Source organism: Salipiger sp. D13, from assembly GCF_003703915.1.
Taxonomy (GTDB): Bacteria; Pseudomonadota; Alphaproteobacteria; order Rhodobacterales; family Rhodobacteraceae; genus Salipiger; species Salipiger profundus.
Map to the genome: position 1 here is coordinate 117,752 of NZ_ML112594.1, position 24,586 is coordinate 142,337.

The window sequence follows — 24,586 nt, forward strand, 5'->3', positions numbered from 1 at the left end:
GAAGCGGTATGGGTTTCGGCACGGGGCGCGCAGATGGACACGGCACTTCTGGAAGATTTCCTCGCCCTCGCGCGTGCGATGAACTTCTCGCGCGCCGCCGAAACGCGCAACATGACGCAACCGGCCTTCAGCCGGCGCATCCGCAGCCTAGAGGACGCGCTCGGCACCCCGCTGGTCAGCCGCACCACCCGGCAGATCGCGCTCACCCCCGCCGGGCGCGCCTTCCAGCCGCGCGCCGAGGCCATCGTCCGGATGCTGGCCGACGCGCGCCACGCGGTGCTCGAGGCCGCGGGCCGGGCCGAGCGCAGCCTGACCCTCGCGGCGACACATGCGCTTTCCTACACCTTCGTGCCGCGCTGGCTGACACGGGTGGCAGGGCCGTCCGAGGTCGGCACGCTCAACATGGTCTCGGACTCCCACCGCCAGTGCCTGCGCCTGATGCAGGACGGCGAGGCCAGTTTCTTCATCTGCCACAGGGGCATGACCTCGGCGCCGGCCCTGCCCGAGAAGCAGTTCCGCGCCCATCCGGTGGGCGCCGACCGACTGGTGCCGCTCTGTGCGCCCGATGCCGACGGGCAGCCGCGCTGGCGGCTCGACCGCACGGAGCCCGGGGCGCCGTTCCTCGCCTACGGCAGTGCCTCGGGTCTGCACACGATCCTCGAGACCCATTGGGCATCGCGCGGCCGCCCCAAGCTGCGGCGGGCGATGCAGTCGATGCTCGCCGCCACCAACCTCGAGATGGCAAAGGAAGGCCAGGGCGTTGCCTACCTGCCGCTTTCGCTGGCCGAGGACGAGCTGGCGCTCGGGCGCCTCGTCCGGGCCACCGATGAGACGCATGACATCCCCGTCGAGGTCGTGATCCATCGCCCCCGCGCCCGGCTTACCCCCCATTGCGAACGCTTCTGGGACATGGTCACCGGCAACTGACTTATACACTTTCAGCATCAATTGAGGCGCAGACGGCATTGGCCTCCGAGCCCCTCCCGCGCGTAATCTCCGCGCAACGCCGCGCCCGCGGCTCCAAGGGAAAGGACACGCCATGCGCATCGTCGACATCCGCGAGGTCACCAAGCCGATCTCCTCGCCGATCCGGAACGCCTACATCGACTTCAGCAAGATGACCGCGAGCCTTGTTGCCGTGGTGACCGACGTCATCCGCGACGGCCGCCCGGTGGTGGGCTACGGCTTCAACTCGAACGGCCGCTACGGACAGGGTGGGCTGATCCGCGAGCGCTTCCGCGACCGCATCCTGCAGGTCGACCCCGACAGCCTGCTGAACGACGCCGGCAGCAATCTCGACGGCCACCGGATCTGGGCCGCGATGATGCAGAACGAGAAGCCCGGCGGCCACGGCGAACGTTCGGTCGCCGTCGGCACCATCGACATGGCGGTCTGGGATGCCATCGCCAAGATCGAGGAGAAACCGCTCTTCCGCCTGCTGGCCGAGCGCGAAGGCCGCGAGGCCGACCCGCGCGTCTTCGTCTATGCCGCCGGCGGCTACTACTACCCGGGCAAGGACGACAGCGCGCTGCGGCAGGAAATGCGCGGCTATGTCGACCGGGGCTACACGGTGGTGAAGATGAAGATCGGCGGCGCGCCCATCGACGAGGACCAGCGCCGCATCGAGGCGGTGCTCGACGAGATCGGCCACGAGGCCCAGCTTGCGGTCGACGCCAACGGTCGTTTCGACCTCGAGACCGCCATCGCCTATGCCAAGATGCTGCGGCAGTATCCGCTGTTCTGGTACGAAGAGATCGGCGACCCGCTCGACTACCAGCTTCAGGCCGCGATGGCCGAGTTCTACCCCGCCCCGATGGCCACCGGCGAGAACCTGTTCTCGCATCAGGACGCCCGCAACCTGCTGCGCTACGGCGGCATGCGCCCCGACCGCGACTGGCTGCAGTTCGACTGCGCGCTGTCCTACGGTCTCGTGGAATACATGCGCACGCTCGACGTGCTGCACGAGCTTGGCTGGTCGCCGAAGCGCTGCATCCCGCACGGCGGGCACCAGATGTCGCTCAACATCGCGGCGGGGCTCGGGCTTGGCGGCAACGAAAGCTACCCGGACCTGTTCCAGCCCTACGGCGGCTTTCCGGACGGGGTTCAGGTCGAGGACGGCCACATCACCATGCCCGAGCTGCCCGGCATCGGCTTCGAGGGCAAGTCGGACCTCATCACGGTCATGCGCGCGCTGGCCGAGTGAGCCCGCTCAGACCTTCGCCCCGATCCGCCCCCTGAGCCGGTCCATCTCGGCTTTCGTCGGGCGGGCGCCGGTGTAGATCTCGACGTAGCTCGGGAACCGGGCGAGCCGCTCCTGCAGCGGCTCGTTCACCCCCATCGAGATATAGCCGACCTGCACGAGATAGATCGTCCGCGCCCGCACGTCGGAATCCTGCGGATCGTGCCCCCAGTGCGCCAGCATGTCGCGCAGCGCGGCAAGCCGTTCCGCGTCGGCCTGCTGCAACCGCAGCAGCACGTCGGCGTCCTGCTGCGCCCAGGCCCGCACCGCCCGTTCCAGCCGCGCATCGAACGAGGCATCCGACAGGAACAGGCCGATCACGTTCAGCATCGCCTCGGTCTGGCTCGCGGCGTAGTCGCGTGTCGCCGCGACCAGCGGGCGGGTGGTCGTGTCCTCCCAGCGGTTGAGCAGCATCGCAAGCAACTGCCGGCGATCCTTGAAGAACCAGTAGAAACTGGTGCGCGACAGCTCCAGCGCGTTGGCGAGCGGCATGATCTTCACCGCGTCGACGCCTCTTTCGACCAGCGCCGCGTAGGCCGCGTCGAGCCAGAGCTCCTGCGATCCGCGCCAGCCGCGTTCGGGGGATGGGTCGTCGGTCATGCAGCCTCTCGTCGCGCCGCGCGCGGAAATGTTCACCTCTGACCATACATCACATTCTCGCTTCAATACCAGTGTTGACGAAATTAGCCATTTCAGGGCGAAAAATAACGTATCTGTCGGCACTCATATCATTTTTCTTGACACACATGAACATTTTCACGGATGCCTTGTGTCATGTAGCAAGCCCCCTCGCAGAAGGCACATGGCCATGACGAACGACCCCCTCCTGCAGCCCTACCGGCTCAAGCACCTGACGCTGAAGAACCGGGTGATGATCTCGAGCCACGAGCCCGCCTACCCCGAGGACGGCATGCCCAAGGACCGCTACCGCGCCTACCACGTCGAGCGCGCCAAGGCCGGGATCGCGCTGACCATGACCGCCGGGTCGGCGAGCGTCGCCCGTGACAGCCCGCCGGCCTTCAACAACATCCTCGCGTGGAAGGACGAGGTCGTCGGCCACATGGCGAAGCTCACGCAGGACTGCCACGACGAAGGCTGCGCGGTGATGATCCAGCTCACCCACCTTGGCCGCCGCACCCGCTGGGACACCGGCGACTGGCTGCCCGTCGTCTCGGCCGGGCATCTGCGCGAGCCGGCGCACCGGGCGTTTCCGAAAAAGGCCGAGGACTGGGACATCGCCCGCATCATCGAGGATTACGCGCTTGCCGCGGAACGGATGCAGGCGGCGGGGCTCGACGGGATCGAGCTCGAGGCCTACGGCCACCTGATGGACCAGTTCTGGTCGCCGCTGACCAACGATCTCGAGGCGCCCTACGGCGGCGATCTCGACAACCGGATGCGCTTTGCCTTCGACGTGCTGCGCGCGATCCGGGCCCGCTGCGGCGATGCGTTCATCGTCGGCGTCCGCTACAGCGGCGACGAGGACACGCCCGGCGGCTTCGATGCCAGCGAAGGGCGCGCGATCACGCAGCGGCTCAAGGACAGTGGCCTGGTCGACTTCCTGAACGTGGTGCGCGGCCACATCGACACGGATGCCGGCCTGACCGACGTGATCCCGGTGCAGGGCATGCGCAACGCGCCGCATCTCGATTTCGCCGGCGAGATCCGGCGTGAGACCGGGTTTCCGACCTTCCACGCCGCCAAGATCGCCGACGTGGCGACCGCGCGCCATGCCATCGCCAGCGGCAAGCTCGACATGGTGGGCATGACCCGCGCCCACATCGCCGACCCGCATCTCATGCGCAAGGTCATGGAGGGCCGCGAGGACGACATCCGCCCCTGCGTCGGCGCCAACTACTGTCTCGACCGGATCTACCAGGGCGGCATGGCGCTGTGCCTGCACAACCCGTCGACCGGACGCGAGCTCGAGATGCCCCATGCCATCGCCCGGGCCGAGGCGCCGAAGCGCGTCACCGTCGTCGGCGCAGGCCCCGCGGGCATGGAGGCCGCCCGCGTCGCGGCCGAACGCGGCCACGCGGTCACCGTGTTCGAGGCCGCCGACCGGCCCGGCGGACAGATCCGGCTTAGCGCGTTGCAGGAGCGACGGCGCGAGATGGGCGCGATCATCGCGTGGCGGTTCGAACAATGCGAGAAGCTGGGCGTGGCCTTCCGGTTCAACACTTTCGCCGAGGCCGAGGACGTGACCGCCACCGACCCCGACGAGATCATCGTCGCCACCGGCGGTCTGCCCCATACCGAGGTGCTGGAGACGGGCAACGATCTTGTCGTCTCGGCGTGGGACATCCTTTCGGGGGACGCCAAGCCGGGCCAGCAGGTTCTGGTCTTCGACGACGCAGGCGACCACGCGGCGCTGCAGGCGGTCGACGTGATCTCGGAAACCGGTGCAAGCGTCGAGCTCGTCACCCCCGACCGCGCCTTCGCGCCCGAGGTCATGGCGATGAGCCTCGTGCCCTACATGCGCAACATGCAGCAGCGCGACGTGACCTTCACCACCACGTGGCGGCTGCGGTCGGTGGCGCGCGAGGGCAACCGGCTGCGGGCGGTGCTGGGGTCCGACTACGGCCCTGCCATCCGCGAACGGGTTGTCGACCAGGTGGTGGTAAACCACGGCACCCGGCCACTCGACGAGCTCTACTTTGCGCTGAAGCCGCTGTCCCGCAACCTGGGCGAGGTCGACTACGAGGCGCTCGCGACCGGCGGGGTGCAGACCATCGACACCAACCCCGAGGGCGCGTTCAGGGTGTTCCGCATCGGCGACGCGGTCGCGGCGCGCAACACCCACGCGGCGATCTACGACGCACTGCGCCTGCTGCGGGGGCTGTGACCCTCAGTCGATGCCGGGAAAGCGCACCTGCACGCACAGCCCGTCGCTGCCATCCACCGACAGGGTCGCGTTGTGCTGGAACGTCAGCGTGCGGATCATCCGCCAGCCCAGCGAGTTCGAGCGCTCGGGCCGCTTGTTGCCATCGCCGAGGCCAACGCCGTCGTCGGACACCGTGAGCACCAGCCCCTGCCCCGCGTCGCCCGAGGCGTCGACGGCGATCATCCCTTCGCTGCGTCCGTCAAAGGCGTACTTGTAGGCGTTGGTGATCAGCTCGCCGACGATCAGGCCGATGTCGATCGCCAGCTTGCCGTCGAGGTTCATGGCGGGACAGGTGACCGAAATGCGCACCCGGAAGCCCTCGCCGCTGAACGCCTGTTCCGCGTTCCGGGCGACCTCGTCGAGCATCTCGCAGAGATCGATGTCGCCGGAGTTGGCGGTGCGCTGCATGAGTTCATGCGCCTTCGACAGCGAGCCGACGCGCACCTCGAGTTCGCTGAGCGCCTGCTGCGTCTCGTCCTGCACGGCCTGCGAGCGGCTCATGCGGATCAGCGCCACGATCAGCGCGAGATTGTTGCCGGTGCGGTGGTGCAGTTCCTGCATCAGCAGGTCGCGGTCGGCGATGCCGGCCTGCAATTCGCGGTTCTTCTCGGCCAGCACCGCCGTCGGATCGTTGGCCTTCAGGTCCTCGAGCGCCTCGTGGGCGCGGGCGATGAGGCTGTCGCGGGCGGAGCTGATCTTGGACGAGGGCAGGAAGGTGGCATCAATGCGGGTGCCCTCGGCGCCGGTTTCGACATCGAAACGCGCGGCAATGCGCTGCACCCCGCGCAGGCCGAGCCCCAGCCCCGAGGACGAGTCGATCTTCCGGTCTGGATCGAGCTTCTCGCTGGGGATGCCCTCACCCTGGTCTATGACCGTGAGCCCCAGCGCCGGTTTTCCCTTCAGGTCGGTCAGGGTAAAGGTCGCGCGACCTTTCTGGCCATGCTCGACGGCGTTGCGCCCAAGCTCGACCACCGCGGTGACGGCACGGGTGCGCTCGAACGCCCCGAAGGACAGCACCTTGGTCAGCGCCATGGCAATCTCGCGCAGGCGGGCGACGTCCGAGCCGTCCTCGAGCGTCAGCGTCGTCAGTTTTGCCGACTTCATCCCTCGCGCTCCCCTGTCAGCCGGATCACCACGATGCTCGCATCGTCGCGCCCGCGAAATGCCCGATCAAGCAGGAAGCCCGCGATCAGAAGCGGGCTCTTGTGCAGCAGCCCGGGCCGGAAATGCGCCTCGCGCAGGGTCTTGAGCCCGTCGCTGTGCAGGATCACCATGTCCCCCACCGCAAGCTGCACGGTCTCTTCGTATCCCCCGGTCGGCACCGCACCGATGCGGCCGTCGCGCACCGCCATCCGCTTCACGCCCTGCGCGCCGATCCAGATCGTCGCGATATTGCCAAGGCCGGCGTAGCGCATTGTCATCTCGGGCCAGTCGATATGCACGATGCTCGCCACCGCGCCACGATGGCCGACGAGGCGCTCGGTGATCCGCCGCATGCTCCGACCCGGCTCGGCATCGAGGCCGTTGGCCGCTTCGATGACCTCGGCCGAGGCCTCGGCGGCGAGCGGCCCGTGACCCAGCCCGTCGCAGAGCAGCACGTCGGTCGCGCCACGTGTCTGGCGCAGCACGAAGTCGTCGCCGCACTCGCGCTCCTTGGGATGGCAGACCCGCAGCCCCACCGCCTCGATCTCGGGGCTGAGCGGCACGTTCCTTGCGTCGAAGGTGCAGACGATGGTTGTGCCGTCCTCGCTCGAGCTGAGAATGTCGAAGCTGTCCGAGAGCCGCCGGATCGCCCCGAGCCCGAGCCCGGCGGAGTCGGTCGAGCTTTCGCCGTCCTGGAACATCCGGTCCACGTCGGAGATGCCCGGCCCCCGGTCGGTGAAGATCAGCACCAGCTGCGCCACGCCCGGCGCACGGGTCATGCTCGCAAGCGCCCTGCCCCGCTCGGCATAGCGCAGGATGTTGGTGCTGGCCTCGGTCACGACGATGGCCAATTCCTCGAGCCGCCGCTCGGACAGCCCGATCTCGGCCCCGTAACGCCGCGCCAGCCGGCGCACCACGGCCACGGCGCTGCGATCGTCAATCTCGACCCACTGGTTCATAACTTCACGCTCATCACGACAAAGGTCCCCTCGCCGGGGGCGGAGCGGATCTCGAAATCGTGCGACAGCCGCTTGGCCCCGCTGAGACCCCGTCCGAGGCCGCCGGCGGTGGTGTAACCCTCGGTCATTGCAAGCGGCACATCCTCGATCCCGGGCCCCGCATCCCGGCACTCGACGCGCAGATAATCGTTACGGGCGTCGAGATAAACGGAAATCTCGCCCCCGCCGCCGTGCACGATCGCGTTACGGGCGATCTCGCTGACCGCCGTCGCGAAGCGCGTCACCCGGATCGCCGACGCGCCGCGCTCCTTCATGATGCGGGCAACCGCCTGTCGGGCGGCGACGACGTCACGACCGGCCGAAAGCCCGATCTTCGCCATGCGCGTTCCGGTCGGGGCAGCGGTCCTGTCAACCACGCCGCAACTGCGACAGCGCGTGCGTGAGGCTGAGAGCGGTGCGCGTCTCGGGCAGGTACATGCCAAGCTCGACCAGCGTCACCGCAACCGCCGGACGCATGCCCACCACGTAGGTCTCGGCGGCGAGGAGCCGCGAGATCCCGGCGAGCTGCGCGATCACCCGGCCCACGAAGGTGTCGACGATCTCGAGCGACGAGATGTCGAGCACCACGCCGCGCACGTTGTTCTTGGCGATGCGGTGCGAGAGCGTGTCCTGCAGTTCGACGATCTCGGTATCGGTGACGTCGTCCTGGATCGAGACAAGCAGCGCGTTCTCGACGAGATTGATCGACGTAACCCCCGACACGGATCAGGCCCCCTCGGTGGTCTTGATGACGTAGCCGACCTTCTGCAGCGCATCTGCAAGCGCGGTGCGGATGCTCGACCGGGTCGAGACGGTGCCCACGTCGATGCCGAGCTGCACCATGGTCTGCGCGATCATCGGGCTGATGCCGCTGATGATGCATTCGGCGCCCATCAGGCGCACGGCGGCGGCGGCGCGCAGCAGGTGCTGCGCGACCTGCGTGTCGACCGTGCCGACACCGGTGATGTCCATGATGACCACCTCGGCCTGCCGCTCGAGGATGGTTTCGAGAAGGTTCTCCATCACCTCCTGCGCGCGGGCGGAGTCGAGCGTGCCGATCAGCGGCAGCGTCAGCACCCGGTCCCAGAGCTCGACCACCGGGGTCGAAAGCTCGAGCATCTCCTGCCGCTGGCGGTCGATGATCTGGTCCCGCTCGGCGATGAAGATCTCGTTGGTGTAGACGGCAAAGGCATCGACCAGCCGCGTGACCAGAAGCACGTCGCGGATCAGCACGCCCTGGTCATCGTTCAGGTGCTCTTCGAGGCGCTTGAACAGCGGCGCCTTGAGCGCCAGCACGAAGGTCGCCATCTCGGTCGGCGTCACGCCCCGGCTCACGCGTTCCTTGCTCACGTCGGCCAGAACGACCCGGAGATCTTCCCAGGCCTCGTCCTCGAGGCTGAATTCCTCGTCGACCACGCCGGCGCGCACACCCTTCGAGAAGGCCTTGAGCAGGTCCGCGTTCTGCGTGCGGCTCTCGGCGTCCGAGAACAGGTCCGAGCGTTTTACGCCCTCCTGGACCTGAGTGCCGAGCCATTCCTCCACCACGCCGTCAAAGCTGGTCTCGAGGATGGTCAGGATGTTGGCTGTGGCGGATCGCGGCATTGCAGGCACCGTAATGTTGTCGTTTCGGAAAATGGTAAGCCAAGCGGCGCGAAAAGAGTCAATGCTCTCCCCCCGGCAACCCCGGTTTGCAGCGGCTTTAGGGGCGTTATAGACACGTCCGGCCCGAAGATCCCGCGACTTCCGTAACGGCAGGCTGGACCGGCGCGAGCGCCGCCCTAGCTGATCTGGCAAAGTGGCTTGCCTTGCGCAGGTCATCCTCCGATTATCTCAAGCTTACCGCAACGCGACGATCTCGACTCCGTATATGACCGCTTCCCTCGAACTTCCCGACCGCCTGGCCGCCTACCTTCAACGCTCCGGCGTCGCGCTCGCGGTATCGGTGTGCGAGGGCGACGCACCGCTGATGTTCGTGAACGATGCCTTCACCAAGCTCACCGGCTACACCGAAGACGAAGTGAAGGGGCGCAACTGCCGTTTCCTGCAGGGCGAGGGCACGTCCGAGGAACAACGACAGCCGCTTCATGATTTCGTGCATGGTCTGGGCGAGGACAGCGGGCGATTTCCGATCCTGAACTATCGCAAGGACGGCAGCGAGTTCCTCAACTACGTCTTCATGAGCCGGATTCGTGACAGCTCCGACGCGGTCCGCTACATCATTGCGTCTCAGTTCGACATGACGAACGCGATGCAGCGATCAAAGATCAGGCAGAACGACGAAACCCTGCGCACGGTGCTCAGCGACGTGGAGCAGATGGGCCGGGAATACGGTCTCGCGATGATGAGCTCTGCCCAGCAGCTCGCGGACTCGGTAGCCATGATGGCGCGGCTGTCACTGCGTGACACGCGATAGGACAAGCAGACGGGACGAATGAAAGACGACGACCAGACCGCGGACACACAGACCGAAGAGGAAGCCGAGCGCCTCTGCATCGTGGGCATCGGCGCCTCCGCCGGGGGGCTCGAGGCGATCCGCGAAATGCTCGGCTCGACGCGCGCCGACAACAACCTTGCCTACGTCGTGGTCCAGCACCTCGATCCCAACCATGAAAGCCTGCTCGCCGAGCTGCTCTCGCGCTACACCGAGCTGAACGTCATGCAGGTCTCGGGCGGCGAGAGCATCGAGGCCGGCAACGTCTACATCATCCCGCCGGGCCACGGGCTGTCGGTCCGCGAGAGCAAGCTCGAGCTGACGGAATTCGCCCAGCCCCGCGGGCTGCGCCGGCCGATCGACGACTTCTTCGAAAGCCTCGCCGTCGACCAGGGCCGCTTCGCCGCCTGCGTGATCCTGTCGGGCACCGGCGCAGACGGCTCCGCCGGGCTGCGCGCCATCAAGGAGCACGGGGGCCTCTGCATCGTGCAGGATCCGCGCACCGCGAAATACGACGGAATGCCGACCTCGGCCCAGAACACCGGGCTGGTGGATTTCGTGCGCCCGCCCGGCGAGATCGTCGAGGCCATCCGGCAGTTCTACGCCCATGCCTCGGTCGGCACCGTGGACAAGCAGCTGGCCAACACCGTCGAGCGGCACCTTTCGGACATCTGCACCGTGGTGCGCAACTTCGTCGGGCATGATTTCGCGGGCTACAAGCAATCCACGCTCGTGCGGCGCGTGCAGCGTCGGATCCAGGTGCTCGACCTGTCCGACGCGGGGCAGTATCTTGCACACATCCGGTCGGACCCGCACGAATGCGAACTGCTCTTCCGTGACCTGCTGATCAACGTCACCCGCTTCTTCCGCGACTCCGAGCACTTCGAGGCGCTGCGCGAACTCTCGGTCAAGCCGCTGGTGCAGAACGCCGGCAACGGTGACGAGATCCGCGTGTGGGTGCCCGGCTGTTCCAGCGGCGAGGAAGCCTATTCCATCGCCATGCTCTTCGCCGAGGAATGCCGGCTGCAGAAGCGGTCGGTCAACATCCAGATCTTCGCCACCGACATCGACGAGCAGATGCTTCGCCTCGCGCGCGAGGCATCCTATCCGCAGGCGGCGCTCGGCGACATCCCCGAGGGCATGCGCGACCTCTACACCATCGCGCGCGACGGGCAGTTCCGCATGTCGGCCCGCATCCGCGACATGATCCGCTTCTCGGTCCATTCGATCGTGCGTGACCCGCCGTTCTCGAACATTGACCTGCTGTCCTGCCGAAACCTGCTGATCTACTTCGGCGACGGTCTGCAGAAGACGGCGCTGCCGATCTTTCACTACGCGATCAAGCCGGGGGGCACGCTGTTCCTCGGCCCTTCCGAGACCGTGGGCCGCTACGATCACGCCTTCCAGCCGCTCGACCAGACCGCGCGGGTGTTCCAGCGCAACAACGGGCGGCCCGAGTATCCGCTGCACCTGCGTGGCCGCGAGACCGAGCGCGAGCCGAGCCGCCGGCGGCCGGCGCAGGAGGACCAGCCCTCGACACGGCTCGAATGGGGCGACGGCGGCGCCTCCGAACGGCTGCTGGCACAATACGCGCCGCCCAGCCTGCGGGTGAGCCCGGCGGGCGAGATTCTCAAGTCCACCGGCCGGCTCGGCAAGTATCTCGACTTCTCGCAGGAGGACGAGGGCGCACGCTTCGCGCCGTCGGTCGCCCGCCCCGGAGTGCGCGAGCCCGTATCGGCGATCATCCGGCAGGTCACGCAGAACAAGAGCCGTGCCATTTCGCGCGGGCTCGAAGCGCAGTCCGAGTTCGGCAAGCAGAGCTTCGACCTCATTGCCGAGCCGCTGAGCGACGGCACCATCCTGCTGATCTTCCGCGACCGCGACCGCTTCGAGCCGCTCGACGAAGACGAGTTCGAAGAGCTCGAGCCGATGGACAGCCATGTGCAGAGCCTCGAGGACGAACTGCGCGCCACCCGGGTTCGGCTGCACACCACCGTCGAGGAGCTCGAGACCGCGAACGAGGAGCTGAAGAGCTCCAACGAAGAAATGATGTCGATGAACGAGGAGCTCCAGTCGACCAACGAGGAGCTCTCGACCGTCAACGACGAGCTCAAGGGCAAGGTCGACGAGCTGTCGGTCGCCAATGCCGACCTGTCGAACTTCTTCGCCTCCACCGCGCTGCCGCTGGTGGTCGTCGACCGCGACATGGCGATCCGGAACTTCACCGACGCGATCCAGAGCATCTACCCGTTCCGCAACACCGACCGGGGGCGCCCTCTGGTCGAGGTCACCAGCACGCTGCGCCAGAACGACGAGGTGCTCGGGCTGATCCGCGATGTGATGGACGACGGCGAGATCCGGCACCTCAGCGTCACCGACAGGGCCGAGGATCGCACCTGGTCGCTGGTGGTCACGCCCTACCGCGCCCGCGACGGGGCGCTCGACGGCGCCACGCTCGTCTTCACCGAGGTCACCAACGCGCTGCGGCTCGAGGAAGCGCTCAACCGCGAGGGCGAGCGCCTGCGGCTGGCGCTCGATGTCTCGTCGCTCGGGGTCTGGGAGGCCGACCCGGCCCGCGAGGTGCTGAAGATCGACGGCACCGGAGCCAACATCCTTTCTGTCGACGAGGGGGAGCTGCCGCTGCACCGCTTCCTCGCACTCATCACCCACGAGGACCGCGAGCGGGTCTCTGCGGCGCTCGCAGCCGTCGAGAATGACGGTGACGGCATCGACGTGACCTTCCGGCTCGCCGGCACCGGGCCACGCTTCACCTCCGTGCAACTCGTCGGCAAGCGGGTGCAGTCCAGCCGCACCACGCGTGTGCTCGGCGTGCTCTTCGACGTGACCTCCGAACAGGAGGCCCGCTCGATCCGCGACATGATGCTGCGCGAGATGAACCACCGTGTGAAGAACATGTTCTCGATCATCTCGGGCATGGTCCGCATCGCCGGGCGCAGCTCGGAGACGGTCGAAGATCTCGTGGAAAGCATCCAGAGCCGGGTCAACGCGCTTGCCCGCTCGCACGACATGACGCAGCCGGCGATGGACGGGCGCAACCTCATGCTGGAGGACGCGGTGCGCGCCACGCTCGAACCCTACGAGGGCCAGGGCGAATGGACGGTCGGCGGGCCTCCCCTGCCAGTCGCGCGCCACGATCTCACCGCACTCTCACTGCTGCTGCACGAATGGGCGACGAACGCGGCGAAATACGGTGTGCTCGGCCCCGCGCCCGGCAGGCTCGAAGTCACGTGGTCGCGAGGTGACGATGGGGAAATTACGCTGACGTGGAACGAAATCCACGACCGCGAAGTTGTTCCCGGTGGTGAGGGGTCCGGCTTCGGCTCCACTCTGATCCAGCTTTCCGCAGCGCAGCTCAACGGCAAGATCGCGGTGGATTATGAGAATAATGCAAGAAGGATGACTTTGTCGTATGCTCCAGAAGCCGGGTTGTGATAGCGGGCGCAAAGCCAAGGTAATGGTTTGCGAGGACGAATTCGTCGTGGCGCTGGACATGCAGCTCATGATCGAAGAGTTCGGATTCATCGTTCAGGGCCCCTACCCCAGCCTCAAGAGCGCCTACGAGGGCCTCGAGAAGGATCCGCCCGACGTGGCCCTGCTCGACGTCAGCCTCAAGGACGGGCTCGTCTATCCGCTTGCCGACCGGCTGCGCGACATGGGCGTGCCGCTGGTGTTCCATTCGGGTCACGTGAACGACGACGAAATCTCCGAGCGCTATCCCGGCGCGATCTGCTGTCACAAGCCGGTGGACACCGGCAGCCTCAAGAGCGCGCTCCGGCTCAAGGCCGACGAAGGACTGCGCGCCAAGGCCGGCTGACAGGCCTGCCCTCAGGCAAGCGGGTCGACGATCCGCGCCCCCGTCGGTTCGAAATCCGCGACATTCCGGGTCACCACGGCCGCATCGCGCGTCAGCGCCTGCGCCGCGATCATCAGGTCGGCGCCCGGGTGTCCCACCCGCGCCGACAGCGCGCCCCAGCGCAGTGCATCCTCGGTCGTGAACGGCAGCAGACGATCCGAGAACAGCTGGACCGTGCGCGCCAGCCACGCCCGCAGATCGCGCGCGAACTCCGGGTTCTTCCGCTCCTGAAGCACGATGCCACGCTCGATCTCGCCCAGCGTGACGACGCTCAGGTAAAGCTCGCGCTCGTCACGATCCGCCAGCCATTGCGCCACCTGCGGCGCGCGATGGGCCCGGCGGGCATCCGAGATCACGTTGGTGTCGAGGATGTAGATCAAAACTCCACGTCTCGCGGACGTGCCGCCGCGCGCGGCACGTCGTCGGCGGGAAGCGCCATGAGATGCTCCTGGAAACTGCCGCGCTGGGTCTGCGCGGCCTTCACCAGGCGCTCGTATTCCTCGGCGGCCAGAACCACCACGGCGGGTTTGCCCCGGCGCGAGACCTTTTGCGGGCGTCCGGCAAGCGCCGCCTCGACGACGGCACTGAAGCGGTTCTTGGCATCCTGAAGCGAAAGCATCCTTGGCACTCCTGTCCAGCTACCTAGACAGATAAGCCGTCTTCGGCGGTCGATCAAGTCCGCCGTCACCGGTCACTGCGGCCCGGCACCAGACCGCGTCGTGATCGGACAGCGGCCGCCCGTCGCCGTCGAGCGACGACACAACCGCCGTCTCGCGCGGTGCAAGGCCCCGTCCGGCGAACCAGTCGAGCTTCATGACCCGCTCGGGGTGCGGCGTGATGAGGCTGGGCCGCGTGGTCGGCCCGTCGGCGGTGAAGCCCCAGTCGTAACCGCGCGTCTCGGCCAACTCGAAGAGCGTTTCGCGCCGCCAGTCGAAATCCGGAGGCAGGTGGTTGCCGGTGTTCAGATCGCCGCCGATCAGCACCGGCAGCCCGGGCGCGAAGGCTTCGATCCCGTCGAGCAGAAGGCGCATCTGCGCCGCCCGGTGCTCGGCATCGGCGTTGCTTTCAAGGTGGGTCGAGACCATGCACACCGGCCCTGCGGCAGTCGGCAGCACGGCGGCCAGCGCCATGCGGCCGCCAAGACGCGGCTGCTCGGGGTCGGCGCCCGCCTCGGCGCTGAACCAGTGGCCGTGATCGTCGAGCCGGATCAGCGTCACCCGCTCGAAAGGCACCTTCGACAGGATCGCGTTGCCGTGCCAGCCGAGCGCGTTGAAGTCGTCGGTGCAGAAATGCCGCTCGGTCGGCCCGCCAAGGTCGAGCTCGTGGAACTCCACACCGTAGGCATAGGCCATGCCCATCGCGGCGGCCATCGCCTCGGTCGTGTGACGCTGGCCGGTGCGGGCCATGCCGTGATCCATCTCCGACAGCAGCAGCACATCGGGGGCAAGATGCGCCAGATGCGCGGCGCTGTCCTCGGGGAAGAGGCAGCGTTCGAGGTTCCATGCCACGACCGAAAGCGTGGCAGGCAGGTCGCGCGCGGTGGCGGTGCCGCCGGTCTGCACCATCGACATCGCGGGCACGTCGGCCATCATCTCGCGGTGCGCCTCGGCGATGCGCGGCGCCGCCAGCAGGCGGGCGCGCTCGGCACCGGTCACCGGCGGCAGCTCGGAGACGACGCGGATCACAGCCGCACCCCGGTCTGGTGGTCGAAGAGCGTCAGCGCCGCCTGCGGCAGTTCGATGGGCAGCGCGCCGGTCGAGACCTCGGTATCCTTCAGCACATGCGCGGTGAACGCCTGCCCCGCCACCTGTCCGTGCAGCAGCCGGTGCGCGCCCAACTCCTCGACCAGCGTCACGTCGAAGGTGGCCGAGCCGCGCCCGATGCGCACGTCCTCGGGGCGGATGCCCAGCGTGACGGCGCCACGGTAATGGTCGGGTGCCGCCGCCAGCGGCGTCCGGTCGCCGAGGTGCAGCCCCTCCGCGTCAATCTGGGCGCGGATCAGGTTCATCGGCGGCGCCCCCATGAACGAGGCCACGAAGGTCGAGGCCGGCCGGTGGTAGATCTCGGACGGGGTACCGATCTGCTCGATCCGGCCGCCGTTCAGCACGACGATCCGGTCGGCCATGGTCATCGCCTCGACCTGGTCGTGGGTGACGTAGATCGACGTCACGCCGAGCCGGCGCTGCAATGCCTTGATCTCGATGCGCATCTGGTTGCGCAGCTTCGCGTCGAGGTTCGACAGCGGCTCGTCGAACAGGAACAGCGCCGGGTCGCGCACGATGGCGCGGCCCATCGCCACCCGCTGCCGCTGCCCGCCCGACAGCTGCGACGGCTTGCGGTCGAGATAGTCGGTGAGGTTGAGCATCCGCGCCGCGTCTTCGACCTTGGCGGCGATGTCGCTGGCCGAGACCCTGCGGTTCTTCAGCCCGTAACCGATGTTCTTGCGCACCGTCATGTGCGGGTAGAGCGCGTAGTTCTGGAACACCATCGCGATGTCGCGGTCGGCGGGGTCGAGCGTGTTGACCACCCGCTCGCCGATCCCGAGCGTGCCCTCGGTGATGTGCTCGAGCCCGGCGATCATGCGCAGCAGCGTGGACTTGCCGCAACCCGAGGGCCCGACCAGCACGAGGAACTCGCCGTCGGGAATGGTGAAGGAACAGGGCTTCACCGCCTCGAAGCCGTTGGGATAGATCTTGCGGACGCGATCGAGCGTGACACGTGCCATGGTTGCTTTCCTTATTCTGCCCTGCCGACGCGGTCGTCGGGGCTTTACTTGTCGGAGTCGGTGAGGCCCTTCACGAACCAGCGCTGGAAGAAGATCACCACCGCCACCGGCGGCAGAACCGCGAGCACCGCGAGGATGTTCGAGCGGCCGTATTCCGGGATCTGCCCGCCTTCGAGCCCCTGCGTGATCTGCTTGATCCCCTGCACGAGGGTGAACATCCCCTCCTGCGTCGAGACCATCACCGGCCACAGGTACTGGTTCCAGCCGTAGACGAACATGATGATGAACATCGCCGCGATCATGGTGCGCGACAGCGGCACGAGGATGTCGAGGAAGAAGCGCAAGGGCCCTGCCCCGTCGATGCGGGCGGCCTCGACCATCTCCTCGGGCACCGACAGGAAGAACTGCCGGAAGAAGAAGGTCGCCGTGGCCGAGGCGATCAGCGGCACGATGAGCCCGGTCCAGGTGTTGAGCAGCCCCAGCTTGTTGGTGATCTCGTAGCTCGGCACGATGCGCACCTCGAGCGGCAGCAGCAGCGTGGTGAAGATCAGCCAGAACGCGAAGGTGGCGAAGCGCAGGCGGAAGTAGACGATGGCATAGGCCGCCATCATCGAGATGATGATCTTGCCGATGGCGAAGCCCAGCCCGAGATACATCGAGTTGCGGAACATCCGCAGGCCGGTGTTCTCGCCGGAGAAGCTCATGGACTCGAAGAGCGCCGCCTGCAGGTTCGGGCCCAGCCGGTCGCCGATGGCAAGGCTCGGCCCGCTCTGCATGATCTCGACGTCGGGAACGGTGCTCATCTGCAGAAGCATCACCAGCGGCCCGATCATCAGCACCGCGCCGGCGATCAGGATGGCGTGGTCGGCGAGCGTGCTCCAGCGGAACGGCCGGCGGTGCACCGTGGCGGCGCCATGGTCGGGCGCGCGGGCCGTGATTGGGGCGGATTGGGTCATGTCGGCCATGGGATCTGCCTCAGGTATAATGGATGCGCCGCTCGACGAGGCGGAACTGGAAGACGGTCAGCGCCAGCACCAGCACCATCAGCACCACCGACTGCGCCGAGGAGCCGCCGATGTCCTGCCCGCGGAAGCCGTCGAGATAGACCTGGTAGACCAGCGTGATCGGGCTGTCGCCGGGGTTGTTGCGCAGGATCGTATCGATGAGGCCGAAGGTCTCGAACAGCGAATAGGTGATGTTGATGATCAGCAGGAAGAAGCCCGTCGGCGCCAGCAGCGGGAAGGTCACCGACCAGAACCGGGAAACGCCGGAGCGGTTGTCGATCATCGCCGCCTCGCGCACCGCGCGGGGGATGGATTGCAGCCCCGACAGGAAGAAGATGAAGTTGACCGGGATCTGCTTCCAGACCGACACCACGACCATCGCGAAGGCGGTGTCGAAATAGTCGAGCCGGATGCGCATGTCCCAGCCGAGCGCGGCGAAGAACTCGGTCAGCGGGCCCCAGCGCTGGTTGAACAGGATGAGCCCGATGAAGCCCGCGACCGGCGGTGCCACGGCATAGACCCACATCAGCAGCGTGCGGTAGGTCTTGGCCCCGCGCAGCACCGTGTCGGCCTTGACCGCCAGCAGCAGCGCGATGGCGAGCGAGAAGAACGTCACCGAGACCGAGAAGATCACCGTGAACCACGCGGTCTTGAGATACTCGGCACTGGTGAACAGCCGGACGTAGTTCGCCAGCCCCACGAAGGTCTCGCCGAAGCCGAACGGGTCCTCGAGGAAGAACGAGGAGCGCAGCGCCTGCCACGCCGGCCAGTAGAAGAATAGGCAGATGATCGAGAGCTGCGGCACCAGCAGCAGGACCGGCAGCCAGCGATTGTCGAATGCGGCGCGTTTCACGGGCGTTCCTCGGGGCGGGATCTTGCAAGGAGATCGGCGGCCGCAGGAGATGCGGCCGCCGACGGATCGTTCAGCGAAGGGCTCAGTTGGTGTTGGTCTGCGCGAAGCGGGCCAGCAGCGCGTTGCCTTCTTCCTCGATGGTCGCCAGCGCGTCCTCGATCGAGGTCTCGCCGTTCAGGAAGCGCGACAGCTCGCGGTTCTCGACGTCGCGGATCTGCACGTAGAAGCCCATGCGGTAGCCGTGGGTGTTGTCACCCGACTGCAGCATCAGCTGCTTGATGCCGGTTTCGGCGGCCGGGAAACGGTCGTAGTGGCCGTCTTCGCGGGCCATCTCGTAGGCGGCCTCGGTGATCGGAACGTAGCCGGTCTCGCGGTGCCACATGTACTGCACCTCGGGCGAGGTCAGGTACTGGAAGAAGGCGGCCGAAGCGGCGTTCTCTTCCTCGGGCTGGCCGGACATGGCGAAGAGCGATGCGCCGCCGATGAAGGTCTGGTAGCCCTCGCCGCCGGTGATCTCGTTCCAGTAGGGAAGATAGGTCGAGGCCCATTCGAACGGCAGGTCGAGCGCGGTCAGACCGCCGAAGTCACCCGACGAGCCGATGTACATGGCGGCGTTGCCGTCCTGGAACTGCGCCTGGTTGTCGTCCCACGACGTGCCGTAGAAGCCGAAGAGACCGTCGTCGAGCCATTCCTTCACCTTGGTGAAATGCATGGCCATCTCGGGCGAGTTGATCAGGATCTCGGTGCCCTGTGCGCCGTCGTAGCCGTTGTTGTTCGTGGCGAACGGCAGGTTGTGGCGCGAGTGGAAGTTCTCGACGAATTCCCACGGCAGGTGCGTCTGCACGAGCGGGATGTAGCCGGCGTCCTTGAGCGCGGGGGCGATCTCCTCGAAGTCCTCGTAGGTCTTCGGCGCCTCGACACCGGCCTCGGCCAGCGCGTCGGCGTTGTAGTAGAGCACCGGCGAGGACGAGTTGAACGGCATGCCGATCATCTTGCCGTCGCTGTCGGCGTAGAAGTAGCGCACGCCCGCGATGTAGTCCTCGATGTCGAAGTCGACACCGTTCTGGGTCAGCAGGTCCTGCACCGGGATGGTGGCGCCCTGCGCGCCGATCACGGTGGCGGCGCCGGCGTCGAAGACCTGCACGATGTTGGGCTGCTCGCCGGCGCGGAAGGCGGCGATGGCGGCGGTGAGGGTTTCCTCGTAGGAGCCCTTGAACACCGGGGTGATGGTGTAGTCGTCCTGGCTTTCGTTGAAGCCCTCGGCGATCTGGTTGACGACGTCGCCGAGGTGGCCGCCCATGCCGTGCCACCAGGTGATCTCGGTCTCGGCCATCGCGGCCTGCGCCGTCAGCGCGAAGGACGCGGCGGCGGTGAACTGGATGAAATACTTCATGTCATGTCTCCGGTCGTGAAGCGCCAAGCCGTTGCAAGGCACACGGGGAACCGCCCGACGCAGGTTCTCCTGCACCGTCGCGGCCAGATGTCTTGTCAGAGCTGCCCTGCCGGGCGGTCCGCGACCCTCCCGTGAGGCAGGACGGCCGCGCACTCTGCGCCAGACTGCGGGTATTGGCGTTTCGTGACGGTTGGGTGACCGGTTCTTGAAGGTTTGGTTACGCGCACGAAAAGATCCGCCGCGCCGGGGGACGCGGAGATCGACCTGTCATCAGATGGTCACGAGAAGCGGCGCGCGCATCTCACCGCCGCGCAAGGCCTGCGCGACGGGTGATCAACGCCCCGGAGCTCAGTCGCGTTCCGGCAGCGGCGAGAGCCCCTTGCGCATCGCAATGAGATCGAGGTCTCGCGACACGAAGAGCGCGCCCGCCGCGATGGCGTCGTCATAGACCTGCGGGTCCATGGTCAGGATGCCCGGCGGCACGCCGGCAGCCGCGATGCGGCGCACCGCATCGAGCACCGCGTCCACCACCTCGGGATGCGAGGACTCGCCGGGGTGACCCAGCGAGGCGGCAAGATCCGCGGGCCCCACGAAGATGCCGTCGACGCCCTCGACCGCCGCGATCTCCTCGATGTTGCCAAGTGCCTCGACGCTTTCGACCTGCACCAGCAGGCAGATCGCCTCGCTGGCGCGGGGGTGATACCCCGGCACCTTGCCGAAGCGGTTGGCGCGCGACATGCCCGAGACACCGCGCAGCCCCTCGGGCGGGTAGCGCACCGCGGCCACGGCCTCGCACGCCATGTCGGCATCGTTGACCATCGGCACGAGGATGCTCTGCGCCCCGAGGTCGAGCAGCTTCTTGATCTCGGCCACGTCGAGCGAGCCGGGCCGCACGATGGGCGACACCGGGTAGGGCGCCACCGCCTGCAGCATGGAGAGCACGTCCGGAGCTGCCATCGGCGAATGCTCTGTGTCGATCAGCATCCAGTCGTAGCCACAGCCCGCCAGCATTTCGGCGGCGAGGCTGTCGCGCAGCGTGAACCAGATGCCGCGCTGCAGGCGACCCTTCTGAAGCGCCGTCTTGAACGGGTTGGCGGGAAGATCGACCATGGGCTCTGTCCGTCTGTTCTGTTTGAAATGGCGGATGGCATCGGTCCATCCCCGGGGCGCAGCCTACGCGAAAGCGGGCTGGATGCCAGCGGTGTGGGCGGCGCAGTCAGCCTTCTACGACAATCTCGTCGACACCGGCATCGACCGCGCGGCAGGCCTCGCGAAGCCGCGACAGCAGGTGCGTGTTGACGTAGGTCGCATGGAACCGCGAGGGCGCCGCGAGCGTGAGCCGCCCCCCTGCCCTGCCCCGCCGCCGGAGCCCGGCGATCCACGAGGAATAGAGACCCGGCTCCTCGGCGTGCAGCAATGCCTGCGCGAGGCTCCACTCGGTGCCGTCCGAGAGATCCGGCGCCTCGGCACGGCTGCGCACCGGCAGCGGCACCACCTTGTCGGGCGGCGGCTCGCTGTCGGCGCCGCTCAGACGGTGCTCGAGGTCGGGGCCCACGTCGGCCCACCGCGACCGCCCGTCCTCGAGGATGCGTTCGATGCACAGGCCGTATTCGCTCACCCTGCCCCGTGCGCCCTGCCGCTTCACCTTGAGCCAGCCCATCGCGCGCAGCTTCGCCATCTCGCGTTTGACGGTGCGTTCGTCCACGGCCCAGAGCCGGGCGATCTCGCGCTGGCCCACGGCCAGCTCGTCGCGTGTCCAGTTGTACCGGGCGGTGACCAGGGTCATCAGGCGGAGCACGAGACGCTGCCTGCCTTTCTCCTGCGAAAGCGCATAGGCCCCCATGACAGTGAGCAGGTCATACTTTAAGGCGGACGCATTGCGCCCGACCGGTTTGCTGGCAAGCATGGCGGCTGCCCTCGTCTGTCGCCCTGCACCGATCTCGGGTCAGGGGTGCCTCGCTGGTCGGGCTCTGGAAACGGCCCTTTGTGATCGGTCTTCGTTACTGAGGCTTCGGCTCTCTCGAACCGGTCAACTCAGCGACTTTCGCCAATCTTCATCCATTTGCGTCCGGTTTGACGATTCTGTCAAGTCGTTGCCCGATTTCAGGGTCAGCCCAACCCAATTCCGAAAGGAATGAATCGGTATTCTGGTATTGGGGGACAGTCAGGGTGACCCCTAATGCGCCGAAAATGTCCCCCAATATCTCGCGTCCGACGCCGTGATGTCCCCCATCTTTTAGCGAAGCGATCCAACCTCTTGGCCGAATCGCGGTGAAGCCCCCTGCCCCGCTGGTTCGCGTTGTATCCCAGGGGGACAGGCATATTCGCACCCGGACGCAAAATCTGCGAGTTCAGGATATTTCGTTTTGCGCAAAATGCAAATTCAGCGTAAATGGAATTCGAGCAGGAATTAGCGTCCCGGAAGAGTGGGCGCCCCGCTGTCCCCGCGGGGACAGCCGGCAACAGACCCCGGCGGGGGCACAGGAGGCAGCATGTTTACGCATGAAGATCTGGCGCAGCTCCAGACCCAATCCCTGAAGATGCAGGGGTGGATCCGGCAGCAGACCTTTTCACCGCAGATGGAGAAGACGCTCCGCCGGTTCTCGAGCTGGGAAGTGGCCGAGCTGATCCTCAAGGTCAACCAGTCGACACTGCGCGGCCGAATGGCCGCCGACCCCACCCTGCCCCAGGGCCTGGTGGAAGAGGACGGGCGCCAGCGCTGGTACTCGCTGACCGAGATCAACGAGATCCGCCGCCGCCTCAAGGTGAACCGCAAGAGCCTGATGCCGAAGCGCCCGGCGGGCAAGCGCGCCTTCCGCGTCGCCATCTCGAACTTCAAGGGCGGCGCCGGCAAGTCGACGGTGGCACTGCACTTCGCCCATGCCGCCGCGCTCGATGGCTACCGGGTGCTTTGCATCGACTTCGACCCGCAGGCGACGCTCAGCCATTCGATGGGCCTCAGCGACGTCAGCGAGGAATATACGGTCTGGGGCATCATGGCGCGCGACCTCATCCGCGAGACCGAGCGGATGAACGCCGCCGTCCGCGGCGCCGAGACCGGCTCCGCCCTGCCCGAGCGGAAGCTGCCGGAGTCGATCACCGGCATGGGCCTCAGCGACCTGCGCGTGGTCGACTTCATCAAGCCGACCTGCTGGCCGACCATCGACGTCATTCCCTCCTGCGCCAACGCGGCCTTCGTCGAGTTCGCGAGTGCGCAGTATCGCCATCTCAACCCCGAGTGGTCGTTCTTCGCCGCGGTCAGCCGCTACCTCGACGCCCTGCCCGCCGATGCCTACGACATGGTCATCTTCGACTGTCCGCCGGCCATCGGCTACCAGAGCATGAACGCGGTCTTCGCCTCCGACATGCTCTACATCCCCTCGGGGCCCGGCTACTGGGAATACGACTCCACCACCTCCTTCATCGGTCAGCTGTCCGAGGCGCTCGCCGACCTGTCGGGCTTCGAGGGCATCGTGCCCGAGGGCACGCTTGGCTTGCCCAAGGTTTTCCATGACGTCCGCTTCCTGCTCACCCGCTACGAGTCCGGGAACGAACTGCACCGCGCGATGCGGACAGCCTTTGAAAAGGTCTGGGGTGACAGGGTAACGGAGAACCCGATCGAGATGACCCGCGCGGTCGAACAGTCGGGCCGGTTCCTGTCGTCGATCTACGAGATCGACTACCGCGAGATGACGCGCGAGACCTGGCGGCGCGCGCGTGCCTCCTTCGACCGGGCCTACGAGGAATTTCGCGATCACGCCATCGCCGCCTGGGACACGCTGGAGGATGAGGCATGAGCAAGAAGCGCGGATTCGACATCGACTTTCCCGAGCAGACGCAGGACGGAAGTCACACCGGCGCGCGGACCTCGGATGCGCGGCGCGGCCCCATGGCGGCGGCGATCTCGGAAAATGCAGACGCGCTGCGGGCCCGTGCCGAAGCCGAGCGTGTCATCCGAGAGGAGAACGACCGGATCGCGCATGAACACGTGCGCCTGAAGCGCGCCGGGCTCATCACCGACATGGTGCCGCTCGACGCGATCCGCACCGAGAAGCTGAGCCGAGACCGGAGCCTCGCCCCCGACCCCGAGATCGGCGAGCTCAAGGACTCGATCCGCGAGATCGGCCTGTCCAACCCGATCCGTGTCGAGCCTGTGGGCGAGCATTACGAGCTGGTTCAGGGCTTCCGCCGCCTGACCGCCTATCGCGAGCTTTTCGCCGAAACCGGTGACGAGAAGTTCGCGCGGATCCCCGCGGGGCTGGTCGCCACCGGCGAAACGCTGACCGGGCTCTATCGCAAGATGGTCGACGAGAACCTTGTGCGGCGCGGCATCAGTTTCGCGGAAATGGCGCAGCTTGCCGTGACCTTCGCGCGTGACCCCGAGACCGAGGTGTCGGATGTCGAGGGCGCGGTCGCCACGCTCTATGCCTCGGCCGGTCGGCAGAAGCGAAGCTACATCCGTCACTTCGCGACGCTGCTCGAAGCAATCGGCGACGTGCTTCAACACAGCGAGGCCATTCCCCGGAAGCTGGGGCTCGACCTCGTGCGCGAAATTGGGAACGACGAGGCCTTCACGGCTCAGCTTCGCGACGCGCTTTCTCGTGATTTCGAGCGCGACGCCGAGGCGGAGCTTGCGATCCTGCAGAGGGCGCTTCCCGGTGCAGCTCCTGTCGAGCGCAGTTCAGCCTCGCCATCGTCTTCGGGCCGGTCGCAAAAGGCGGCCGCGAAGACCACGCTGCGATGCACTGTCCCCGCGGGGACAGTCCGCTGCGCTGCGCGCGACGGCAAGGTCGAGCTGCAGATGGAGCGGGATTTCTCGACGGTCGACCGTCGCCGTCTCGAAGCCGCCGTCGCCGCGTTCATGTCGGCGCTCGACGACTGAAGCGGCTCTGTTCGCTGGCAGGATGACGGCCCGTGCAATGCGCGGGCCGTTTCATTTTATTTGGGGGTATGTGTCTCTGTTACGCCTGTTTGGCTCTGCTTTTGAGGCAGTTCGGCCTTCGCACTACGCATCGTCAGACGTGCTGGAGCCACAACTGTCC

Annotated in this window: 23 protein-coding genes; 8 read left to right on the forward strand and 15 right to left on the reverse strand. The window is 66.9% G+C overall.

All coding sequences use genetic code 11. The features are described 5' to 3' along the window. The first annotated feature begins 33 nt into the window (after positions 1-33). The gene (locus tag D6860_RS10230) at positions 34-927 is read left to right on the forward strand and encodes a LysR family transcriptional regulator (protein WP_076624300.1); all 894 of its coding nucleotides are present in this window, start codon (positions 34-36) and stop codon (positions 925-927) included. Between the two features lie 112 nt (positions 928-1,039). Next, the gene (locus D6860_RS10235; protein WP_076624299.1) at positions 1,040-2,203 is read left to right on the forward strand and encodes a mandelate racemase/muconate lactonizing enzyme family protein; all 1,164 of its coding nucleotides are present in this window, start codon (positions 1,040-1,042) and stop codon (positions 2,201-2,203) included. 6 nt (positions 2,204-2,209) lie between these two features. Here the strand turns inward: D6860_RS10235 and D6860_RS10240 are convergent, their stop codons facing one another. After that, positions 2,210-2,839 (reverse strand): TetR/AcrR family transcriptional regulator, encoded by a 630-nt coding sequence (locus D6860_RS10240; RefSeq protein WP_076624298.1) that lies wholly within the window; start codon positions 2,837-2,839, stop codon positions 2,210-2,212. Between the two features lie 208 nt (positions 2,840-3,047). On the opposite strand from D6860_RS10240, the gene hpbA reads away from it, so the two are divergent. Beyond that, a complete protein-coding gene (gene hpbA / locus D6860_RS10245) occupies positions 3,048-5,084 on the forward strand; it encodes an N-methyl-L-proline N-demethylase HpbA (RefSeq protein WP_076625412.1) in 2,037 nt (678 codons plus the stop codon). A 3-nt stretch (positions 5,085-5,087) separates the two neighbouring features. Here hpbA and D6860_RS10250 read toward each other — a convergent pair whose 3' ends face one another. Genes D6860_RS10250 through D6860_RS10270 form a run of 5 tightly spaced genes read right to left on the reverse strand, consistent with a single transcriptional unit; the run spans position 5,088 to position 8,866 of the window. Further along, complete coding sequence (locus D6860_RS10250; protein WP_083697842.1) at positions 5,088-6,227, reverse strand: sensor histidine kinase; 1,140 nt, start codon at positions 6,225-6,227, stop codon at positions 5,088-5,090. After that, positions 6,224-7,225: an ATP-binding protein gene (locus tag D6860_RS10255; protein WP_017468954.1), complete on the reverse strand. Its 1,002-nt coding sequence runs from the start codon at positions 7,223-7,225 to the stop codon at positions 6,224-6,226. Before D6860_RS10255 ends, D6860_RS10250 begins: the two co-directional genes overlap by 4 nt. Next, positions 7,222-7,605 (reverse strand): ATP-binding protein, encoded by a 384-nt coding sequence (locus D6860_RS10260; RefSeq protein ID WP_076624297.1) that lies wholly within the window; start codon positions 7,603-7,605, stop codon positions 7,222-7,224. Before D6860_RS10260 ends, D6860_RS10255 begins: the two co-directional genes overlap by 4 nt. Before the next feature lie 28 nt (positions 7,606-7,633). After that, positions 7,634-7,987: an STAS domain-containing protein gene (locus D6860_RS10265; protein WP_076624296.1), complete on the reverse strand. Its 354-nt coding sequence runs from the start codon at positions 7,985-7,987 to the stop codon at positions 7,634-7,636. A 3-nt stretch (positions 7,988-7,990) separates the two neighbouring features. Next, positions 7,991-8,866 (reverse strand): STAS domain-containing protein, encoded by an 876-nt coding sequence (locus tag D6860_RS10270; RefSeq protein ID WP_076624295.1) that lies wholly within the window; start codon positions 8,864-8,866, stop codon positions 7,991-7,993. Positions 8,867-9,131: 265 nt separating this feature from the next. Here D6860_RS10270 and D6860_RS10275 point away from each other — a divergent pair, with 265 nt between their 5' ends. The 3 genes from D6860_RS10275 to D6860_RS10285 are packed head-to-tail and all read left to right on the forward strand — an operon-like array spanning position 9,132 to position 13,530. Beyond that, the gene (locus D6860_RS10275) at positions 9,132-9,677 is read left to right on the forward strand and encodes a PAS domain-containing protein (RefSeq protein WP_017467367.1); all 546 of its coding nucleotides are present in this window, start codon (positions 9,132-9,134) and stop codon (positions 9,675-9,677) included. 18 nt (positions 9,678-9,695) lie between these two features. Then, entirely contained in the window at positions 9,696-13,148 is a 3,453-nt protein-coding gene (locus tag D6860_RS10280) for a chemotaxis protein CheB (RefSeq protein ID WP_076624294.1), read from the forward strand. A gap of 22 nt (positions 13,149-13,170) precedes the next feature. Then, a complete protein-coding gene (locus D6860_RS10285; RefSeq protein WP_242662662.1) occupies positions 13,171-13,530 on the forward strand; it encodes a response regulator in 360 nt (119 codons plus the stop codon). Positions 13,531-13,541: 11 nt separating this feature from the next. On the opposite strand, the gene D6860_RS10290 is transcribed toward D6860_RS10285, so the two are convergent. From D6860_RS10290 to D6860_RS10330, 9 genes are all read right to left on the reverse strand, one after another. Next, positions 13,542-13,949 carry a type II toxin-antitoxin system VapC family toxin gene (locus D6860_RS10290; protein ID WP_076624292.1) on the reverse strand — a complete coding sequence of 136 codons (408 nt, stop codon included), beginning with the start codon at positions 13,947-13,949 and terminating at the stop codon, positions 13,542-13,544. Further along, entirely contained in the window at positions 13,946-14,188 is a 243-nt protein-coding gene (locus tag D6860_RS10295) for a type II toxin-antitoxin system Phd/YefM family antitoxin (protein ID WP_076624291.1), read from the reverse strand. The genes D6860_RS10290 and D6860_RS10295 overlap by 4 nt, the downstream gene beginning before the upstream one ends. Positions 14,189-14,207: 19 nt before the next feature. Further along, complete coding sequence (locus D6860_RS10300) at positions 14,208-15,254, reverse strand: endonuclease/exonuclease/phosphatase family protein (protein WP_076624290.1); 1,047 nt, start codon at positions 15,252-15,254, stop codon at positions 14,208-14,210. Further along, entirely contained in the window at positions 15,251-16,294 is a 1,044-nt protein-coding gene (locus D6860_RS10305) for an ABC transporter ATP-binding protein (protein ID WP_076624289.1), read from the reverse strand. Before D6860_RS10305 ends, D6860_RS10300 begins: the two co-directional genes overlap by 4 nt. 44 nt (positions 16,295-16,338) lie before the next feature. Beyond that, the gene (locus tag D6860_RS10310; protein ID WP_371683191.1) at positions 16,339-17,250 is read right to left on the reverse strand and encodes an ABC transporter permease subunit; all 912 of its coding nucleotides are present in this window, start codon (positions 17,248-17,250) and stop codon (positions 16,339-16,341) included. A 19-nt stretch (positions 17,251-17,269) separates the two neighbouring features. Beyond that, positions 17,270-18,151, reverse strand: a complete 882-nt coding sequence (locus D6860_RS10315) for an ABC transporter permease subunit (RefSeq protein WP_076624288.1) — start codon at positions 18,149-18,151, stop codon at positions 17,270-17,272. A gap of 82 nt (positions 18,152-18,233) precedes the next feature. Next, the gene (locus D6860_RS10320; RefSeq protein WP_017467978.1) at positions 18,234-19,544 is read right to left on the reverse strand and encodes an extracellular solute-binding protein; all 1,311 of its coding nucleotides are present in this window, start codon (positions 19,542-19,544) and stop codon (positions 18,234-18,236) included. 348 nt (positions 19,545-19,892) lie between these two features. Then, the gene (locus D6860_RS10325) at positions 19,893-20,654 is read right to left on the reverse strand and encodes an HpcH/HpaI aldolase family protein (protein ID WP_076624287.1); all 762 of its coding nucleotides are present in this window, start codon (positions 20,652-20,654) and stop codon (positions 19,893-19,895) included. A 106-nt stretch (positions 20,655-20,760) separates the two neighbouring features. After that, a complete protein-coding gene (locus D6860_RS10330) occupies positions 20,761-21,450 on the reverse strand; it encodes a DnaA N-terminal domain-containing protein (RefSeq protein WP_076624286.1) in 690 nt (229 codons plus the stop codon). Positions 21,451-22,036: 586 nt separating this feature from the next. Here D6860_RS10330 and D6860_RS10335 point away from each other — a divergent pair. Continuing rightward, the gene (locus tag D6860_RS10335) at positions 22,037-23,341 is read left to right on the forward strand and encodes an AAA family ATPase (RefSeq protein ID WP_076624285.1); all 1,305 of its coding nucleotides are present in this window, start codon (positions 22,037-22,039) and stop codon (positions 23,339-23,341) included. After that, a complete protein-coding gene (locus tag D6860_RS10340) occupies positions 23,338-24,426 on the forward strand; it encodes a ParB N-terminal domain-containing protein (RefSeq protein WP_076624284.1) in 1,089 nt (362 codons plus the stop codon). Before D6860_RS10335 ends, D6860_RS10340 begins: the two co-directional genes overlap by 4 nt. Positions 24,427-24,586: the final 160 nt, after the last annotated feature.

Excerpts from the sequence above, each read along its gene's own strand:
- D6860_RS10305 (WP_076624289.1), bottom strand. The coding sequence starts at position 16,294 with ATGGCACGTGTCACGCTCGATCGCGTCCGCAAGATCTATCCCAACGGC.
- D6860_RS10230 (WP_076624300.1), top strand. The coding sequence starts at position 34 with ATGGACACGGCACTTCTGGAAGATTTCCTCGCCCTCGCGCGTGCGATG.
- D6860_RS10275 (WP_017467367.1), top strand. The coding sequence starts at position 9,132 with ATGACCGCTTCCCTCGAACTTCCCGACCGCCTGGCCGCCTACCTTCAA.
- hpbA (WP_076625412.1), top strand. The coding sequence starts at position 3,048 with ATGACGAACGACCCCCTCCTGCAGCCCTACCGGCTCAAGCACCTGACG.
- D6860_RS10310 (WP_371683191.1), bottom strand. The coding sequence starts at position 17,250 with ATGACCCAATCCGCCCCAATCACGGCCCGCGCGCCCGACCATGGCGCC.
- D6860_RS10240 (WP_076624298.1), bottom strand. The coding sequence starts at position 2,839 with ATGACCGACGACCCATCCCCCGAACGCGGCTGGCGCGGATCGCAGGAG.
- D6860_RS10280 (WP_076624294.1), top strand. The coding sequence starts at position 9,696 with ATGAAAGACGACGACCAGACCGCGGACACACAGACCGAAGAGGAAGCC.
- D6860_RS10340 (WP_076624284.1), top strand. The coding sequence starts at position 23,338 with ATGAGCAAGAAGCGCGGATTCGACATCGACTTTCCCGAGCAGACGCAG.
- D6860_RS10270 (WP_076624295.1), bottom strand. The coding sequence starts at position 8,866 with ATGCCGCGATCCGCCACAGCCAACATCCTGACCATCCTCGAGACCAGC.
- D6860_RS10235 (WP_076624299.1), top strand. The coding sequence starts at position 1,040 with ATGCGCATCGTCGACATCCGCGAGGTCACCAAGCCGATCTCCTCGCCG.
- D6860_RS10285 (WP_242662662.1), top strand. The coding sequence starts at position 13,171 with ATGGTTTGCGAGGACGAATTCGTCGTGGCGCTGGACATGCAGCTCATG.
- D6860_RS10260 (WP_076624297.1), bottom strand. The coding sequence starts at position 7,605 with ATGGCGAAGATCGGGCTTTCGGCCGGTCGTGACGTCGTCGCCGCCCGA.
- D6860_RS10325 (WP_076624287.1), bottom strand. The coding sequence starts at position 20,654 with ATGGTCGATCTTCCCGCCAACCCGTTCAAGACGGCGCTTCAGAAGGGT.
- D6860_RS10295 (WP_076624291.1), bottom strand. The coding sequence starts at position 14,188 with ATGCTTTCGCTTCAGGATGCCAAGAACCGCTTCAGTGCCGTCGTCGAG.
- D6860_RS10335 (WP_076624285.1), top strand. The coding sequence starts at position 22,037 with ATGTTTACGCATGAAGATCTGGCGCAGCTCCAGACCCAATCCCTGAAG.
- D6860_RS10255 (WP_017468954.1), bottom strand. The coding sequence starts at position 7,225 with ATGAACCAGTGGGTCGAGATTGACGATCGCAGCGCCGTGGCCGTGGTG.
- D6860_RS10330 (WP_076624286.1), bottom strand. The coding sequence starts at position 21,450 with ATGCTTGCCAGCAAACCGGTCGGGCGCAATGCGTCCGCCTTAAAGTAT.
- D6860_RS10250 (WP_083697842.1), bottom strand. The coding sequence starts at position 6,227 with ATGAAGTCGGCAAAACTGACGACGCTGACGCTCGAGGACGGCTCGGAC.
- D6860_RS10320 (WP_017467978.1), bottom strand. The coding sequence starts at position 19,544 with ATGAAGTATTTCATCCAGTTCACCGCCGCCGCGTCCTTCGCGCTGACG.